Genomic DNA, 16,237 nt, shown 5'->3' with positions numbered 1-16,237 from the left:
GCGGTCCGTGGCGGAATCCGTAGGGGGGACCCCCGGTAGAAGATACGGATTTCGTATGAGCCATAATGCTTGTGAATGTGAACGCGTTCACAAGCGTGTCCCGGTTTCTCCCTAATTTTATGGGATTAACGGGGCAAACTGCCGATGTGACCACGGCGATGTAAGGAGAAAACGACGTGGACCTCGCTCTGGCGCCAGAGACCCTGGCGCGCTGGCAGTTCGGCATCACCACCGTCTACCACTTCCTCTTCGTTCCCCTCACGATCTCCCTCGCCGCACTCACCGCCGGTCTCCAGACCGCCTGGGTGCGCACGGAGAACGAGAAGTACCTCCGGGCGACGAAGTTCTGGGGCAAGCTCTTCCTGATCAACATCGCCATGGGTGTCGTGACCGGCATCGTGCAGGAGTTCCAGTTCGGCATGAACTGGTCCGACTACTCCCGGTTCGTCGGTGACATCTTCGGGGCGCCGCTCGCCTTCGAGGCGCTCATCGCCTTCTTCTTCGAGTCGACCTTCATCGGTCTGTGGATCTTCGGCTGGGACAAGCTCCCGAAGCGGATCCACCTCGCCTGCATCTGGATGGTGTCGATCGGCACGATCCTCTCCGCGTACTTCATCCTCGCGGCCAACTCCTGGATGCAGCACCCGGTGGGCTACCGGATCAACGAGGAGCGCGGTCGGGCGGAACTCACCGACTTCTGGCTGGTGCTCACCCAGAACACCGCCCTCACCCAGTTCTTCCACACCATGACGGCGGCCTTCCTGGTCGGTGGCGCGTTCATGGTCGGCATCTCCGCCTTCCACCTGGCCCGCAAGAAGCACATCCCGGTGATGCGGACCTCGCTGCGGCTCGGCCTGATCACCCTGATCATCGCGGGCCTCGGCACCGCCATCAGCGGTGACCTGCTCGGCAAGGTCATGTTCAAGCAGCAGCCCATGAAGATGGCCGCCGCCGAGGCGCTCTGGGACGGTGAGGCGCCCGCACCGTTCTCGATCTTCGCCTACGGCGACGTCGACAAGGGCCACAACAAGGTGGCCATTGAGATCCCGGGCCTGCTGTCCTTCCTGGCCAACGACGACTTCAGCTCGTACGTCCCGGGCATCAACGACATCAACAAGGCCGAGCAGGAGAAGTTCGGCCCGGGCGACTACCGGCCCAACATCCCCGTCGCCTACTGGGGATTCCGCTGGATGATCGGCTTCGGCATGGCCTCGCTGACCATCGGCATGCTCGGCCTCTGGCTGACCCGCAAGAAGTTCATGCTGGCGCCGGGGCTGCGGACCGGTGAGGACGAGGTGCCGAACCTGGTCCTGTTCAAGCGGAAGGCGCTCAGCCCCCGCCTGGGCAAGTGGTACTGGATCATCGCCCTCTGGACCATGGCGTTCCCGCTCATCGCCAACTCCTGGGGCTGGATCTTCACCGAGATGGGCCGCCAGCCCTGGGTCGTCTACGGCGTGCTGCGCACCCGGGACGCGGTCTCCCCCGGCACGACGACGGGCGAGGTGCTCACCTCGATGTTCGTCTTCACGGCGGTCTACGCCGTTCTCGCCGTGATCGAGGTCAAGCTCCTCGTGAAGTACATCAAGGCGGGCCCGCCGGAGCTCACCGAGAACGACCTCAACCCGCCCACCAAGATCGGCGGGGACTCTCGTGACCCCGACCGCCCCATGGCCTTCTCGTACTGAGGCTCAGGAGATCGAGGCATGGAACTCCACGACGTCTGGTTCGTACTCATCGCGATCCTCTGGATCGGCTACTTCTTCCTCGAAGGCTTCGACTTCGGGGTCGGCATCCTCACCAAGCTGCTCGCCCGTGACCGGGTCGAGAAGCGGGTCCTCATCAACACCATCGGACCCGTCTGGGACGGCAACGAGGTGTGGCTGCTCACCGCCGGCGGCGCGACCTTCGCCGCCTTCCCCGAGTGGTACGCGACGCTCTTCTCCGGCTTCTACCTGCCGCTGCTGATCATCCTGGTCTGTCTGATCGTCCGGGGTGTCGCCTTCGAGTACCGGGCGAAGCGGCCCGAGGAGAAGTGGCAGCGCAACTGGGAGCAGGCCATCTTCTGGACCTCGCTGATCCCTGCGTTCCTCTGGGGCGTGGCCTTCGGGAACATCGTCCGGGGCGTGAAGATCGACGCGGACATGGAGTTCGTCGGCACCTTCTGGGAGCTGCTGAACCCTTACGCGCTCCTCGGCGGCCTGGTCACGCTCACCCTCTTCACCTTCCACGGCGCCGTCTTCGCCTCACTCAAGACGGTGGGCGACATCCGCACCCGGGCCCGGGCGCTCGCGCTCAAGCTGGGCCTGGTGACGGCCGCGCTGGCGCTCGGCTTCCTGATCTGGACCCAGATCGACACCGGGGACAGCTGGAGCTTCGCGGCGATGCTGATCGCGGTGGTGGCCCTGGTCGGTGCGATCGGCGCGATCAAGATGGGTCGCGAGGGCTGGTCCTTCGCTCTCTCGGGCATCACCATCGCCGCAGCCGTGGCGATGCTCTTCCTCGCGCTCTTCCCGGACGTCATGCCGTCTTCGCTCAACCCGGAGTGGAGCCTTACCGTGACGAACGCGTCGTCCAGCCCGTACACGCTCAAGATCATGACCTGGTGCGCGGCGATCGCGACCCCGCTGGTGCTGCTCTACCAGAGCTGGACCTACTGGGTCTTCCGCAAGCGGATCGGTACGCAGCACATCGCCGACGCCCACTAGCCGGCCCTTCCCAGGGGAGCATGTTTCACGTGAAACCGATCGATCCGCGCCTGCTCCGGTACGCCCGGGCCACCCGAGTCTTCCTGATCGCGGTGGTCGGACTCGGCCTTGTCGGGGCGGCGCTGGTCATCGCCCAGGCGATGCTCATCGCCGAGATCGTGGTGGGGTCCTTCCAGGAGGGCCGGTCGGTCTCCGATCTGACCACCGCCCTGTTGCTGCTCGTGGGAGTCGCGGCGGCACGGGCGCTGGTCTCCTGGCTGACCGAGCTCGCCGCCCACCGGGCGAGCGCGGCGGTGAAGTCCGAACTTCGCGGTCGCCTTCTCGACCGCGCGGCCGCACTCGGGCCGGGCTGGCTGAGCGGCCAGAAGGCCGGTTCCCTGATCGCCCTCGCCACCCGGGGCGTGGACGCCCTCGACGACTACTTCGCCCGCTATCTGCCCCAGCTCGGCCTCGCGGTGGTCGTGCCGGTGGCGGTGCTGGCCCGGATCGTCACCGAGGACTGGGTCTCGGCGGCGATCATCGTCGTCACCCTGCCCCTCATCCCGGTCTTCATGATCCTCATCGGCTGGTACACCCAGGCCCGGATGGACCGGCAGTGGAAGCTGCTCTCCCGGCTCTCCGGCCACTTCCTTGACGTGGTGGCCGGCCTTCCCACTCTCAAGATCTTCGGCCGGGCGAAGGCCCAGGCCGAGTCGATCCGCGCGATCACCTCGGAGTACCGGCAGGCCACGATGCGCACCCTGCGGATCGCCTTCCTCTCCTCCTTCGCCCTGGAGCTCCTCGCGACGCTCTCGGTCGCGCTCGTCGCCGTGACCATCGGCATGCGGCTCGTCCACGGCGAACTCGACCTGTACACCGGACTCGTCATCCTGATCCTGGCGCCCGAGGCGTACCTCCCGCTGCGCCAGGTGGGAGCGCAGTTCCACGCGGCAGCGGAGGGTCTCGCGGCGGCGGAGGAGATCTTCGACGTCCTGGAGCAGCCGGTTCGGGACGGGGGCACGGGCGCCGCCCCTGACTCCGTACGGCTTGCGCTCGACGGGGTGACGGTACGACACGCCGGCCGGGCCGAGCCCTCGCTCGACGCTGCGACGCTAACAGTCGAACCGGGCGAGACGGTGGCCCTGGTCGGGCCGAGCGGAGCCGGGAAGTCGACGCTGCTCGATGTCGTCCTCGGGTTCGTCGTGCCCGAGCACGGCGGGTCCGTCCACGTCGGCGGCGAGGACCTCGCCACGCTAGACCTGGAGGCCTGGCGTTCGCGGATCGCCTGGGTGCCCCAGCGCCCCCACCTCTTCGCGGGGACGATCGCCGAGAACGTCCGTCTGGCCCGCCCGGACGCCTCCGACGAGGCCGTACGGGAGGCGCTGCGGGACGCCGGGGCGGACGGGTTCGTCGCGGAGCTGCCCGAGGGGCTCGACACCCGGCTCGGAGAGGACGGCGCCGGACTCTCGGCAGGCCAGCGGCAGCGTCTCGCCCTCGCCCGGGGGTTCCTGGCGGACCGGCCCCTGCTGCTCCTCGACGAGCCGACGGCCGCGCTCGACGGGGAGACCGAGGCGGGCGTGGTGGAGGCGGTACGACGCCTCGCGGCGGGACGGACCGTGCTCCTGGTGGCGCACCGGCCGGCGCTGCTCGCTGTCGCGGACCGGGTGGTGACCGTCGGCGGGCCCGCCCGGGCCGCCACGGTCGCCACGCAGCGGGGCGAGGGGGATCCGGCCGTGCCGGAGACCGTCGAGGCGGCCGGGGGCGAGGGGGGCGCCGGACCCGACGCGGAGGCGTACCTCCTCGGTGGGGAAGGGCACTCCGACGCCGAGGCGTACCCCCTCGGTGCGGGGGCGCACTCCGAACCGGAGGCGTACTCCCTCGGTGCGGATGCGTGCCCGCAGGCGCGGCGGGAGCCCGTATCCGGTGGGTCGCTCCTCAAGCGGGTCCGGGACATGGCCGGGGAGCTCAAGGGGCGGATGGCGCTCGCGCTCCTCCTCGCGAGCCTCGCCCTCGGCTCCGCCGTCGGGCTCATGGCCGTCTCCGGCTGGCTGATCTCACGCGCCTCCGAACAGCCGCCCGTGCTCTACCTGATGGTGGCCGTCACCGCCACGCGCGCCTTCGGTATCGGACGGGCCGTCTTCCGGTACGCCGAGCGGCTCGTCTCGCACGACGCCGTGCTCCGGATGCTCTCCGAGCTCCGGGTCTCCGTCTACCGCCGCCTGGAGCGGATCGCCCCGGCCGGGCTGCGCCGCACGCGCCGCGGGGACCTGCTCGCCCGGCTCGTCCAGGACGTCGACGCGCTCCAGGACTACTGGCTGCGCTGGCTGCTCCCGGCGGGCGCCGCCCTCGTCGTCGGCGTGGCCTCCGTCGGGTTCACCGCCTGGCTCCTCCCCGAGGCCGGCGCCGTCCTCGCCGTGGGTCTCCTGGTCGCGGGTCTCGCCGTACCGGCCATCGGCGGGACGCTCGCCCGCCGGGCCGAACGACGACTCGCCCCCGCCCGCGGCACCCTGGCGAGCGCCGTGGCCGACGTGCTCCGCGGCTGCGCCGAGCTGACGGTGGCCGGTGCGCTGCGAGGCAGGATCGAACGCGCCCGCGAAGCCGACCGTGCGCTCACCGGCATCGCCTCCCGGCAGGCCGCGGCCACCGCGCTCGGCGCCGGACTCTCCGCCCTGGTGTGCGGCCTGACGGTCGCGGCCGCCGCGCTCGTCGGCGTCCAGGCGGTGGAGGACGGGCGGCTCGCCGGAGTGGCCCTCGCCGTGGTCGTCCTCACACCGCTCGCCGCCTTCGAGGGGGTCGCCGCGCTTCCGCTCGCCGTCCAGTACCGGCAGCGCGTCAAGCACAGTGCCGAGCGGGTCTTCGAGGTGCTCGACGCCCCCGTGCCCGTACACGAGCCGGCCCGGCCGGAGGCTCCCCCGGCGAGCCCGTTCCCGCTGGAGCTGGCCGAACTCTCCGCCCGGTACGCCGGGCAGGACCGGGCGGCGCTCAGCGACTTCCGGCTCACCCTGGAGGCCGGACGCCGGGTCGCCGTCGTCGGCACCTCCGGCTCCGGCAAGACCACGCTCGCCCAGGTGCTGCTCCGGTTCCTGGACGTCGAGTTCGGCACGTACCGGCTGGGCGGGGTGCCCGCCTGGGAGCTCGACGGCGACGCGGTCCGGCGGCTCGTCGGCCTCTGCGCCCAGGACGCGCACCTCTTCGACAGCTCCGTCCGCGAGAACCTGCGGCTCGCCCGGACCGGGGCGAGCGACGAGGAGCTGCGCGAGGCGCTGCGCAGGGCCCGGCTGCTGGACTGGGTGGACGGGCTGCCGGACGGGCTCGACACGCTCGTGGGTGAGCACGGGTCCCAGCTCTCCGGCGGTCAGCGCCAGCGCCTGGCGCTCGCCCGCGCCCTGCTCGCCGACTTCCCCGTCCTCGTCCTCGACGAGCCGGCCGAGCACCTGGACCTGGCCACCGCCGACGCGCTCACCGACGATCTGCTGCGGGCCACCGAAGGCCGTACGACCGTCCTCATCACCCACCGTCTGCACGGCCTCGACGCGGTCGACGAGGTGCTGGTCCTGGACGGGGGCCGGACCGTGCAGCGCGGCCCGTACGCGGAACTGGCCGAGGCGGACGGTCCGCTCCGCCGGATGCTGGAACAGGAGCGGGAGACCGACCTGCTGGCCGTCCCCGGGGCGGCCGGTGCGGAGCGGGCCCGCGCCGTGCGGGCCGGTGTGGCGCAGCCCGGTGAGGAGCGGCCGACTTTCCTCGCCAAATAGGACTTACTAGGCTCAAGCCCATGACCGCCGCAGCGTCCGACGCCCCGGACCCCCTGGAAGCAGCCACCCAGGCCACCCGCAGCCTCCAGGGGCTGTCCACGGAGCTCACCGCCCGCGTACCGCAGCTGCTGGAGGCCATGCGCTCGGTCGGTACCGGGCTCGAACTCCACTCCACCCTCGACCGTATCTGCGAGACCGCCGCCGAACTCGCCGACGCCCGCTACGCCGCGATCGGCGTCGTCGACGAGGAGGGCAAGGGACTGTCCGACTTCGTCACCTTCGGCGTCGACGAGGAGACGGCCCGTCGGATCGGCCATCGCCCCGACGGCCACGCCGGGCTGCTCGGCGCGCTGATCCGCGACCCCCAGACGATCCGCCTCGCCGACCTCTCCACCGATCGGCGCGCGGCCGGCTTCCCGCCGGGGCATCCCCCGATGCGCAGCTTCCTGGGCGTTCCCATCAGGGTCCAGGGCGAGATCTTCGGCAACCTGTACCTCGCGGAGAAGCGCGGCGGCGGCGAGTTCAACGACTACGACGTCCACATGGTCCGGGTGCTCGCCACCGAGGCCGGCATCGCCATCGGCAACGCCCGCCTGTACGAGGCCGCCCGCCAGCGCGAACGGTGGATCGACGGCTCGGTCGCCGTCACCACCGCGCTGCTCTCCGGCGGCGACGCGGACGACGCCCTCGCGGTCGTCGCCGAACAGGCCCGCCGCCTCGCCGACGCGGACGCGGGGATCGTGCTGCTGCCCGCCGAGGACGGCGGTCTGGAGATCGTCGCCGTCGCCTCGCCCCGCCCGACGAAGTCCCTCGGTGTGGTCATCCCGCCCGAGAGCGCCGTGGTGGAGCGGCTCCTGGACGGAGAAGCGGTCTTCGTGACGGACGCGTCGACCGACCCGCGCATGATCAGCCGGCTGACCTCCCCGTACGGGCCGAGCATGATGCTGCCGCTGCAGAGCGGCGGGCGGGTGCTCGGCGCGCTCGCGACCCCCCGGGCGCGGGGCGCCCGCCAGTTCACGGAGACGGAGCGGACGCTCGCCACCCAGTTCGCCTCGCAGGCGGCTCTCGCCCTGATGATGGCCGACGCACAGCGCGACCGGGAGCGGCTCGCCGTCTACGAGGACCGTGACCGGATCGCCCGTGACCTGCACGATCTCGTCATCCAACGGCTCTTCGCCACCGGCATGATGCTGGAGAGCGCCCAGCGCAGGTCGATCGTGCCGGCCGTGCGCGAGGGTGTCGGCAAGGCCGTGGACGAGCTGGACGTGACCATCCAGGAGATCCGTACGGCGATCTTCGCGCTCCAGCAGGGGCCCGCCGAGGCCCCGTCGGGGCTGCGCACCCGGGTGCTGCGGGAGATCAACATGGCCGCCGTGCCGCTGGGCTTCAAGCCCGCGCACCGTTTCCTCGGCGCGATCGACGCGACGGTCGGCGACCTCACCGGGAAGAACCTCATCGCCGCCCTCCGCGAGGCGCTCTCCAACGCCTTCCGGCACGCGGAGGCGGGCCGGATCGAGGTGGTCGTCGACGCTGGAGTCACCCTGCCCGACGGCTCCGCGGGGGTACGCCTGGAGGTCGCGGACGACGGAATCGGCCTCCCGGCGGGCGGGCGTCGCAGCGGTCTGCGCAACCTGGCGCGCCGGGCCGAGTCGCTGGGCGGCGCGAGCTGGTGCGGGCCGGGGATCGGGGAGGACGGCGGCGGTACGACGGTGGTGTGGGAGGCCCCGCTGTAGCGGGTGGCGTGCGGGCGCGGGCCCACCGGACCGGAGACCCGACCGAGGCCGGAGCAGAGCCTGGGCGGAGGCAGGGGTGATCAGGCCGTGCCGTTCCCGGCCGCGTCCACCGCCTCGGTCACCAGCCGCTCGATGACGACGGCCACCCCGTCCTCGTTGTTGCCGGCCGTTCGGCCCGAGGCGGCGGTGAACACGTCCGGATGGGCGTTGCCCATCGCGTACGAGCGGCCCGCCCAGCTGAGCATCTCGATGTCGTTGGGCATGTCGCCGAAGGCCACGACCTCCTCGGCCGAGATGCCGCGCTCCGCGCAGCACAGGGCGAGCGTGGAGGCCTTGGAGACGCCGAGCGCGCTGATCTCGATGAGGGCGGTGGGGCTGGAGCGGGTGAACGAGGCCAGGTCTCCCGCGGCCTCCCTGGCCACGGCCAGGAACGCGTCGGGGTCGAGTTCCGGGTGCTGGGCGAGCAGCTTGAGCACCGGGGCCGCGGCGCCGGGCGCCTCCTCGAAGAGGAGCTTCTCGGCGGTGGCGACGGTCGCGCCGGGGTCGAGGAAGAAGGGCGGGTACAGCGGCTCGTAGTGGATGCCGGTGGTGAGCTCGACCGCGAAGGAGGTCCCGGGCGCGGCGGCGCGCAGGGCCCGGACGACGTCGAGGGCGACCGGCCGCTCCAGCGGGCGCACCTCCAGGAAGGTGCCGCCCGCGTGGAGGTCGACGACGGCCGCGCCGTTGGCGCAGATCGCCCGGCCGTGGCCGTGGACGTGGTCCCTGACGACATCCATCCACCGGGCCGGGCGGCCGGTGACGAAGAAGACCTCGATCCCGGCCTGCTCGGCCGCGGCGAGGGCGGCGACCGTGCGCTCGGAGACGGACTTGTCGTCGCGCAGCAGCGTGCCGTCGAGGTCGGTGGCGATCAGCCGGGGCGCCGGGGCGGGAGTACGCGGGGAACGGAGAGAGGTCACCGCGCCATTCTTCCGCACCGGACGCACGGGCGTGCGGGGAGCCGCACATATGAGTGGTCGAATTCGGGTGGCCGCGGACCGTGGCGGCCGGTGTTCACGCCCCGATGTGGCCGTAAACGTCCGTTCGTTTTCCGGGTGACGGGGAAGATCCCTGAGAGCTGATGGTGTCTCAAGGGGGCGGGGCATGGGCGTGGGTCGGCGAAGCGACGAGTGCGACTCCTGCGGTGGGCCGTACGGGACGTGGGTCGCGAGCCTCGGCATGGCCCTGTGCGCGGGGTGTGAGGGCTCCGGAACGCGCCGGGCCACGCGGGATCCTGTGCTGGTGGGCGATGTCCTGGCGGGCCTGGTCGACGCGGCGACGTTCGCGGTCCGCCCCACGGTCGGTGTACCGGAGGCCAGATCCGGGGGCGCTGGTGGCGAGGCCGGGTACGGGGGCGCCGCCCGGGAGCTCGGGTACGGAGGTGGTGGACGGGACGCCAGGTACGGAGGTGGTGGGCGGGAAGCCCGATCCGGGTCGGTCGTGCCGGAGGCCTGGGGCGCCGGAGTCGTACCGGGCCCGGCGAGATCCGCGACAGCGGCCACCGCGGCCTGCGCCAGGTGTGGGGCCCGGGCCGCGTGGCACCGTACGGTCCACGGCCGCTGGATCCTGATCGAGCCCGGGGAGCTGACGGCCGGCGCCGTTCCGGCCGGCAGTCGCTGGCGCGTCGCGGGCGACGGCACCGCGGTCAACCTGGGCTCCGCCGTTCCGTCCGACACCTGCCGGGTCAGCCATTTCGACGTCTGCGCGGCCGGCCCCGCTCCGGTCGGCGCCCCGGTCCTGCTCGCCCTGTGGCGGGGCCATGCCCGACGGATCGCCTGATCCGCCGGGCGAAGGCCCCTCGCCCTGACGTGGGCGTCGCCCGTCAGCCCAGCTGGGCGAGGGCCTCCGTGGCGATCCGCTCGAAGACGGCCTGGTCGGCCGCGAAGTCGGAGTCCGGGATCGGCCAGTGGATCACGATCTCGGTGAAGCCCAGCTCGCGGTGGCGCCCGGCGAAGTCGACGAAGGCGTCCAGGGACTCCAGCGGCCTGCCGCGGTCCGGGGTGAAGCCGGTCAGGAGGACCTTGTCGAGTTCGGCGACTTCCCGGCCGGTCTCGGCGCACGCCTTGCCGAGCTTCTCGATCTGGCCGCGCAGCGCCGCCACCGACTGCTCGGGGGTGCCCTCTTCGAAGATCTTCGGGTCGCCGGTCGTCACCCACGCCTGCCCGTATCGCGCGGCGAGCCGCAGCCCGCGCGGCCCGGTCGCCGCGACCGCGAACGGCAGCCGGGGGCGCTGGACGCAGCCGGGGATGTTCCGGGCCTCGTTCGCCGAGTAGAACGTCCCCCGTTCCGTCACGGACTCCTCGGTGAGCAGCCGGTCGAGCAGGGCGACGAACTCGCCGAAGCGGTCCGCCCGCTCCTTCGGCGTCCACGGCTCCTGGCCGAGCGCGGTGGCGTCGAAGCCGTTGCCGCCCGCGCCGATGCCGAGGGTGACGCGCCCGTCGGAGATGTCGTCGAGCGACATCAGCTCCTTGGCTAGCGTCACCGGATGCCGGAAGTTCGGCGAGGTCACGAGGGTGCCGAGGCGGATGCGTTCGGTGGCCGTAGCCGCCGCGGTGAGGGTGGGGAGCGCCCCGAACCACGGGCCGTCCCGGAAGGTCCGCCAGGACAGGTGGTCGTAGGTGTACGCGGCATGGAACCCGAGGTCCTCGGCCCGCCGCCAGGTCTTCTGCCCCTCGCTCCATCGGTGGATGGGGAGGATCACCGTACTCAAGCGCATGACGCCACCCTACGCGCGCGAGGGGCGGGGGCTCCGGGCCGAGGGGCGGATGCCCCCACGGGGCGCGGGAAGGCTCCGGGCGAAGGGGCGGATGCCCGCACGGGGTGCGGGAGAGGAGGGAGGCCGGGTCAGCGGACCCGGCTGTTCAGCCAGGGGGTGAGCGAGGCCTCGGGAACGAGTTCCTTGTACGTCTCGTCACCCGGCAGCGGGACGATCAGCCACCAGCCGGGCGGGAAGAAGCGGCCCTTCACATGGGCGAGGCCGCCGTGGACCGAGCGGAGGAAGGCGGGGACGGCGTCGCGGGGCACGTCCGCGAACTCGATGCCGTCCACGATGATCCGGGCGTCGTCCTCGGGGAAGATCTGGACCGTCACGGAGGGGGAGCCGCCCAGCTCGACATAGGCCTCGTGCGGCAGCGAGCCGTCCGGGTCGAGGACGGCGAACGCGCCGGAGGAGGTACGCCGGGAGGTCTGGTCCGCACCGATGTCGTCCGTGACCGTCATCTCCAGGTGGAACTCCTGGGCGATGGCGCGGATCGCGGTCACGGCCGCCTCGGTGCTGGGCAGGTGCGGGTGTGCCATGGGAACGATCATGCCTCAGTCGGGGAGGCGGAGGAACTCCGGCGGGACGGCGTCGGCCAGCCAGACGCCGTTGGCGCTGACGCGGAAGACGTGCCCGGCCCGGTGCATGGCGCCGGCGTCGACGCTGAGCACCACCGGCCGTCCGCGACGCGCGCCGACCCGGGTCGCGGTCTCGCGGTCGGGGGAGAGGTGCACGTGGTGGCGGGCCATGGGGCGCAGCCCCTCCGCCCGGATCGCGGGGAGCCGGTCCGCGACCGTACCGTGGTAGAGGTACGCGGGCGGTTCGGCGGGCGGCAGGTCGAGGTCCACCTCTACGGTGTGGCCCTGGCTGGCGCGGATGCGGGTGCCCTCGATCGCGAAGCGCTTCTTGTCGTTGGTCGCGACGACGTGGTCGAGTTCCTCGCGGGTGATCGGGAAGCCGTTCCGCGCGGTGGCTCCGAGCAGTGTGTCGATCTCGGTCCAGCCGTGTGCGTCGAGGACGAGGCCGATGCGCTCGGGCTGGTGGCGCAGATGCTTGGAGAGGTACTTCGAGACTTTCACCGTGCGGCGTTCGTCCGGCGGTTGTGGTCGGGTCATTCCGTCAGGATGCCGGAGCCCGGATCGCCGGACCATCGATTTTGATCGCCGAACCATTGATGGGGAAGAGCAGGTTTGATCCACAGCCAAGACGACTTATCCACAGGCTAGTTGGCAATTCTGTGGACAACAGGCTTTGCATTTCAGGTGGATTGGGTAAATTAGTCCACTATGGGGACACTTGAGGTAAGTGTGTCCAATGTTCTTTTGTGTAGCTCTCGTTCCGTGGCGGCGGCGACGAAAGCCGCGACCTGATCCGGACCCACGAGGCTCTGAACGGCCCGTACGGTCCCGGCCGGTAGCGCCACCGGGCGCGGCTCGTCGTCCTTCGCGTGGTGCACGTCGGGCGCCAGATGGATCTGAAGATGGCGGGTGGCCAACAGGCGCATGGCCCGGGCGAGTTCGGCGTCCACCGTCTGCTGCGCGAGTGGCCGGAGCCGTCGCACCATCGTCGCCGCCTCGGCCGCGTCCGCGTCCGTCGGCGGCCGGTGCTCCAGATAGCGCGCGAAGACGTACTCCGTCGTGAACTCCAGGAAGCGGGAGGCGATGTGCTCCACCTGATCGCGAAGTTCCCTCAGATGACCGGTGATTGCCGCGAGGGGCACCCCCGCCGCGTACAACTCGGCGGCCACCGCGAGTTCCTGGGGGCTCGGTACGAGGTACTCCTCCGTCTCCCGGCCGGGAAGCGGCTCCAGCACGCCGAGCGCGACGGCCTCCCTGATGGCGTCCTCGTCCGGGGTGCCGCCGAACCGGGCGTCCAGCTCCGCGCGGGAGATCCGGTCCGCCTCCTCGTCCGTCCACGGGCCGTGGACCTCCGCGACCAGACCGAGCACCCCGCCGAGGCCCCGGCCGGTGTCCCAGGCCTCCAGGAGCTCCTTGATCGAGGCCAGGGTGTAGCCGCGGTCGAGGAGGTCGGCGATCTGCCGGAGCCGTGCGAGGTGCGCGTCCCCGTACACGTTCGACCTGCCGCGCCGCTCGGGACGGGGCAGCAGCCCGCGGTCCTGGTAGGCGCGGATCGTCCGGACCGTGGCCCCGCTGTGATGGGCGAGATCCTCGATCCGGTACTCCGGCTGTGCTGACTGCTCGGACAAACCCGCTCCCACCGACCGCTCGCTCCACCCCGCCGCCGCGAGGCCCTTCCTGGAAGGGGATCGTACGACCGCCGCCCCGAACCGTTCCCCCGCGCGGGCGAACGCACCCCGAATCCGGACCCTGCGCGACCGCCCCCCCCGAACCGGACCCGCGCGACCGCCCCCGAACCGGACCCCGCGCGGGCCCCCGAACCGTTCCCCCGCGCGGCGACCGCCCCGAACCCCTCCCTACGTCGGCGGCTGCCAGCGGGCGAGCGCCCGCAGCGTCCCCGGGCTCAGCCGGGAGAGGAAGTGGGCGCCCCGGGCCTCCGGCGTCACGGGCACGACCGCGCGGTCGTGCAGGACCGCGCCCAGGATCGCGTCCGCGACCTTCTCCGGCGGATAGTTCCGCAGGCCGTACAGCCGGGACGCCTTCTTCTGGCGCCGCTTCTCCTCCGCCTCGTCCGTGACCCCCGCGAACCGCGCGGTCGCCGTGATGTTCGTGTTGACGATGCCGGGACAGATCGCGGAGACCCCGATGCCCTGGTCGGCCAACTCGGCACGTAGGCACTCGCTGAGCATCAGCACCGCCGCCTTCGACGTGCTGTACGCGGGCAGGGCGCGGGAGGGCTGGAACGCGGCGGCGGACGCGGTGTTCACTATGTGGCCGCCCTGACCGCGCGCCCTCATCTGCGCGCCGAAGACCCTGCACCCGTGGATCACGCCCCACAGGTTGACGTCGAGGACCCGCTGCCACTCCTCGCTCGTGGTGTCGAAGAAGGAGCCGGTGAGCCCGATCCCCGCGTTGTTGACGAGGACGTCGACGATCCCGTACTCGCTCGCCACCTTGGCGGCCAGCTTCTCCATCGCCTGCTCGTCGGCTACGTCGACGGTCTCGCCCCAGGCCTCCGGGGCGCCGATCAGCCGGGCCATCTCGGCCGTGCGGACCGCGCCCTCGGCGTCCCGGTCCACGGCCACGACCCGGGCGCCGGCCTCGGCGAAGGCGAAGGCGGTGGCCCGTCCGATCCCGCTGGCCGCCCCGGTCACCAGGACCAGCTGGCCGCCGAACCGCTCCGTGTACTCCGGCTTCACCCCGCTCTTCGCCGCGACGGGCTTCGGCGCCTTGGCGCCCGGCTCCTCGTTGGCCTGGACGAACGCGCCGATCCAGGCGGAGAGCTGGTCCGGCCGGGTGCGCGGCACCCAGTGCTTCGCGGGCAGCGTGCGCCGGGTCAGGTCCGGCACCCAGCGGCCCAGGTCGTCGTAGAGCCGCTCGGAGAGAAAGGCGTCACCGGTCGGCGTGATCAGCTGCACGGGCGCGTGCGCGTACGCGTCGGGTCGCGGACGGCCGAGCCGCGCGCGGACGTTGTCCCGGTAGAGCCAGGCGCCGTGCGCCGCGTCGCTCGGCAGCGAGGGCGTCGGGTAGTCGCCGGCCGGCACCTTCTCGACGCGCTCCAGTATCTTCGGCCAGCGCTTGCCGAGCGGGCCGCGCCAGGCGAGCTCCGGCAGCACGGGCGTGTGCAGCATGTACACGTACCAGGACTTGGCGCCCTGTCCGAGGAGCTGGCCGACCCGGCGCGGGGTGGGCCGGGTCATCCGCTGCTTGATCCAGTGCCCGAAGTGGTCGAGGGAGGGCCCCGACATCGAGGTGAAGGAGGCGATCCGGCCCTCGGTGCGGGGCACGGTGACGAACTCCCAGGACTGCACCGAGCCCCAGTCGTGGCCGACGAGGTGGACCGGCCGGTCCGGGCTGACGGCGTCGGCGACCGCGAGGAAGTCGTCGGTCAGCTTCTCCAGGGTGAAGCCGCCGCGCAGCGGGGTCGGTGCCGTGGAGCGGCCGTGGCCCCGGATGTCGTACAGCACCACGTGGAAGTCCTCGGCGAGCCGGACGGCGACCTCCGACCACACCTCCTTGGAGTCCGGGTAGCCGTGCACGAGCAGCACGGTGGGCCGGCCCGTCTCGCCGAGCTCCGCGACGCACAGTTCGAGCCCGCCCGTCCGTACCCAGCGCTCCCGCGCCCCGGTGAGACCCGCGCTTCCCGCCATCAGACCGTCCCCTCGTTCCAGCGCCGCACGTGCGGCAGATCGTCGTCCAGCCAGAACGCGCTCTGCTCGGGGTCCCGGGAGTCGGTGACGACCAGGATCTCCTCGAACTTCGCGCCCGTACCCCGGAATCCGAGGTGCGGCTCGACCGCCCACAGGCCCGGTCTGGGCGGGTGGTCGGAGAACTTGTACGGCGACCAGAGCGGCGACCAGCCGTCCCGGTGGCCGTGCAGGGCGTCACTCGCGAGGCCCTTGAGCGCCTGGGTGCCGAAGCCGAAGACCGTCGGCGACCAGCGGCGCTCCTTCACCCGGTCGATCTTGTGGGCGATCACGCCGAAGGGGTAGGCCCGGTGCCGGTTCGCGTACCCCTGGCGGACCATGAGCCGGTCCACGTCCTGGTAGATCTCGCGGAGCGTGCGCCGCTCGCGCACCTCGCGCAGAATCAGCTCGCGGTGGTCCGCGAGGTCGGCGAGCAGCTTGTCGTGCAGGGGGTTGAGGCCCAGGCAGCCGCTGTAGCCGATGTCGGCCGTGTGCCCCTTGTAGACCGGGGCCATGTCGAGGATGAACGGCATCCCCGCCTCAAGACGCCGGTTCGTCGGGAAGAACTGCAGCGGGATCCTGAAGTCGACGAAGGCCGTGCGGTCGCCGAACCAGGCGAACGGCCGGTGGAACCAGTCCCGCACTCCCCGCTCGTACAGCCACTCCCGCTGCATCCGCGCGGCCTCGCGCTCGGTCACTCCGGGCCTGAGCTGCGCCGCGACGGCCTCCGCGCACTCATAGGAGAGCCGCTGTACTTCCCTGAACCCCCGCAGCTCCGCGGAGAGTTCGCCTGTCACCACTGAGGCCATGCCACCCGCCGTCCCGTGTGAGCGCCCGGCTGCGCTACGCGTTCGTAACTTGACACCGATGAATGTGACAATGCCCGGCGGCTGAGTCAAGAGGTCCGACGACGCCCTGTGGAAAACCCGACGGCCGACCCGGCCGCGGACCTGTGGAAAAAGACTTTCGTCGCGACCTCCCCTACTGGCTTGTACTCCTGTAGTCGG

At 71.7% G+C, this 16,237-nt stretch carries 12 protein-coding genes; 5 read left to right on the top strand and 7 right to left on the bottom strand.

The window, feature by feature from the left end; all coding sequences use genetic code 11:
- Nucleotides 1-176: 176 nt before the first annotated feature.
- From ACRRSS_RS35220 to ACRRSS_RS35205, 4 genes are read left to right on the top strand one after another with little or no spacing between them, the layout of a single operon-like run.
- Nucleotides 177-1,685, top strand: coding sequence for a cytochrome ubiquinol oxidase subunit I (locus tag ACRRSS_RS35220; RefSeq protein WP_435975018.1), 1,509 nt, complete (start codon nucleotides 177-179; stop codon nucleotides 1,683-1,685).
- 18 nt (nucleotides 1,686-1,703) lie between these two features.
- Nucleotides 1,704-2,705 (top strand): cytochrome d ubiquinol oxidase subunit II, encoded by a 1,002-nt coding sequence (cydB, locus tag ACRRSS_RS35215; protein WP_435975017.1) that lies wholly within the window; start codon nucleotides 1,704-1,706, stop codon nucleotides 2,703-2,705.
- A gap of 29 nt (nucleotides 2,706-2,734) precedes the next feature.
- Complete coding sequence (gene cydD / locus ACRRSS_RS35210) at nucleotides 2,735-6,439, top strand: thiol reductant ABC exporter subunit CydD (RefSeq protein WP_435975016.1); 3,705 nt, start codon at nucleotides 2,735-2,737, stop codon at nucleotides 6,437-6,439.
- Nucleotides 6,440-6,459: 20 nt separating this feature from the next.
- Nucleotides 6,460-8,172 (top strand): GAF domain-containing sensor histidine kinase, encoded by a 1,713-nt coding sequence (locus tag ACRRSS_RS35205; RefSeq protein ID WP_435975015.1) that lies wholly within the window; start codon nucleotides 6,460-6,462, stop codon nucleotides 8,170-8,172.
- Nucleotides 8,173-8,252: 80 nt separating this feature from the next.
- Here ACRRSS_RS35205 and ACRRSS_RS35200 read toward each other — a convergent pair whose 3' ends face one another.
- Nucleotides 8,253-9,128 carry a Cof-type HAD-IIB family hydrolase gene (locus ACRRSS_RS35200; RefSeq protein WP_435975014.1) on the bottom strand — a complete coding sequence of 292 codons (876 nt, stop codon included), beginning with the start codon at nucleotides 9,126-9,128 and terminating at the stop codon, nucleotides 8,253-8,255.
- Between the two features lie 322 nt (nucleotides 9,129-9,450).
- Here ACRRSS_RS35200 and ACRRSS_RS35195 point away from each other — a divergent pair, with 322 nt between their 5' ends.
- Nucleotides 9,451-9,987 carry a DUF6083 domain-containing protein gene (locus ACRRSS_RS35195; protein WP_435975013.1) on the top strand — a complete coding sequence of 179 codons (537 nt, stop codon included), beginning with the start codon at nucleotides 9,451-9,453 and terminating at the stop codon, nucleotides 9,985-9,987.
- 43 nt (nucleotides 9,988-10,030) lie between these two features.
- On the opposite strand, the gene ACRRSS_RS35190 is transcribed toward ACRRSS_RS35195, so the two are convergent.
- The 6 genes from ACRRSS_RS35190 to ACRRSS_RS35165 all read right to left on the bottom strand — a co-directional run bounded on the left by ACRRSS_RS35190 (nucleotide 10,031) and on the right by ACRRSS_RS35165 (nucleotide 16,039).
- On the bottom strand, nucleotides 10,031-10,924 hold the full coding sequence (locus ACRRSS_RS35190) for an LLM class flavin-dependent oxidoreductase (RefSeq protein WP_435975012.1): 894 nt from the start codon (nucleotides 10,922-10,924) through the stop codon (nucleotides 10,031-10,033).
- Nucleotides 10,925-11,052: 128 nt separating this feature from the next.
- Nucleotides 11,053-11,505 (bottom strand): hypothetical protein, encoded by a 453-nt coding sequence (locus tag ACRRSS_RS35185; RefSeq protein ID WP_435975011.1) that lies wholly within the window; start codon nucleotides 11,503-11,505, stop codon nucleotides 11,053-11,055.
- Nucleotides 11,506-11,520: 15 nt separating this feature from the next.
- Nucleotides 11,521-12,081: an RNA 2'-phosphotransferase gene (locus ACRRSS_RS35180; protein ID WP_435975010.1), complete on the bottom strand. Its 561-nt coding sequence runs from the start codon at nucleotides 12,079-12,081 to the stop codon at nucleotides 11,521-11,523.
- 161 nt (nucleotides 12,082-12,242) lie between these two features.
- Nucleotides 12,243-13,172 carry a MerR family transcriptional regulator gene (locus tag ACRRSS_RS35175; protein ID WP_435975009.1) on the bottom strand — a complete coding sequence of 310 codons (930 nt, stop codon included), beginning with the start codon at nucleotides 13,170-13,172 and terminating at the stop codon, nucleotides 12,243-12,245.
- 228 nt (nucleotides 13,173-13,400) lie between these two features.
- Nucleotides 13,401-15,194, bottom strand: a complete 1,794-nt coding sequence (locus ACRRSS_RS35170; protein WP_435975008.1) for an SDR family oxidoreductase — start codon at nucleotides 15,192-15,194, stop codon at nucleotides 13,401-13,403.
- Nucleotides 15,194-16,039, bottom strand: a complete 846-nt coding sequence (locus ACRRSS_RS35165) for a M24 family metallopeptidase (protein WP_435975007.1) — start codon at nucleotides 16,037-16,039, stop codon at nucleotides 15,194-15,196. The genes ACRRSS_RS35170 and ACRRSS_RS35165 overlap by 1 nt, the downstream gene beginning before the upstream one ends.
- Nucleotides 16,040-16,237 lie beyond the last annotated feature (198 nt).

The sequence above is a fragment of the Streptomyces sp. Qhu_M48 genome (assembly GCF_051305195.1).
GTDB lineage: Bacteria > Actinomycetota > Actinomycetes > Streptomycetales > Streptomycetaceae > Streptomyces.
Note: the sequence above shows the minus strand (reverse complement) of the source record. Positions and strands in the feature narration are given on the sequence as shown.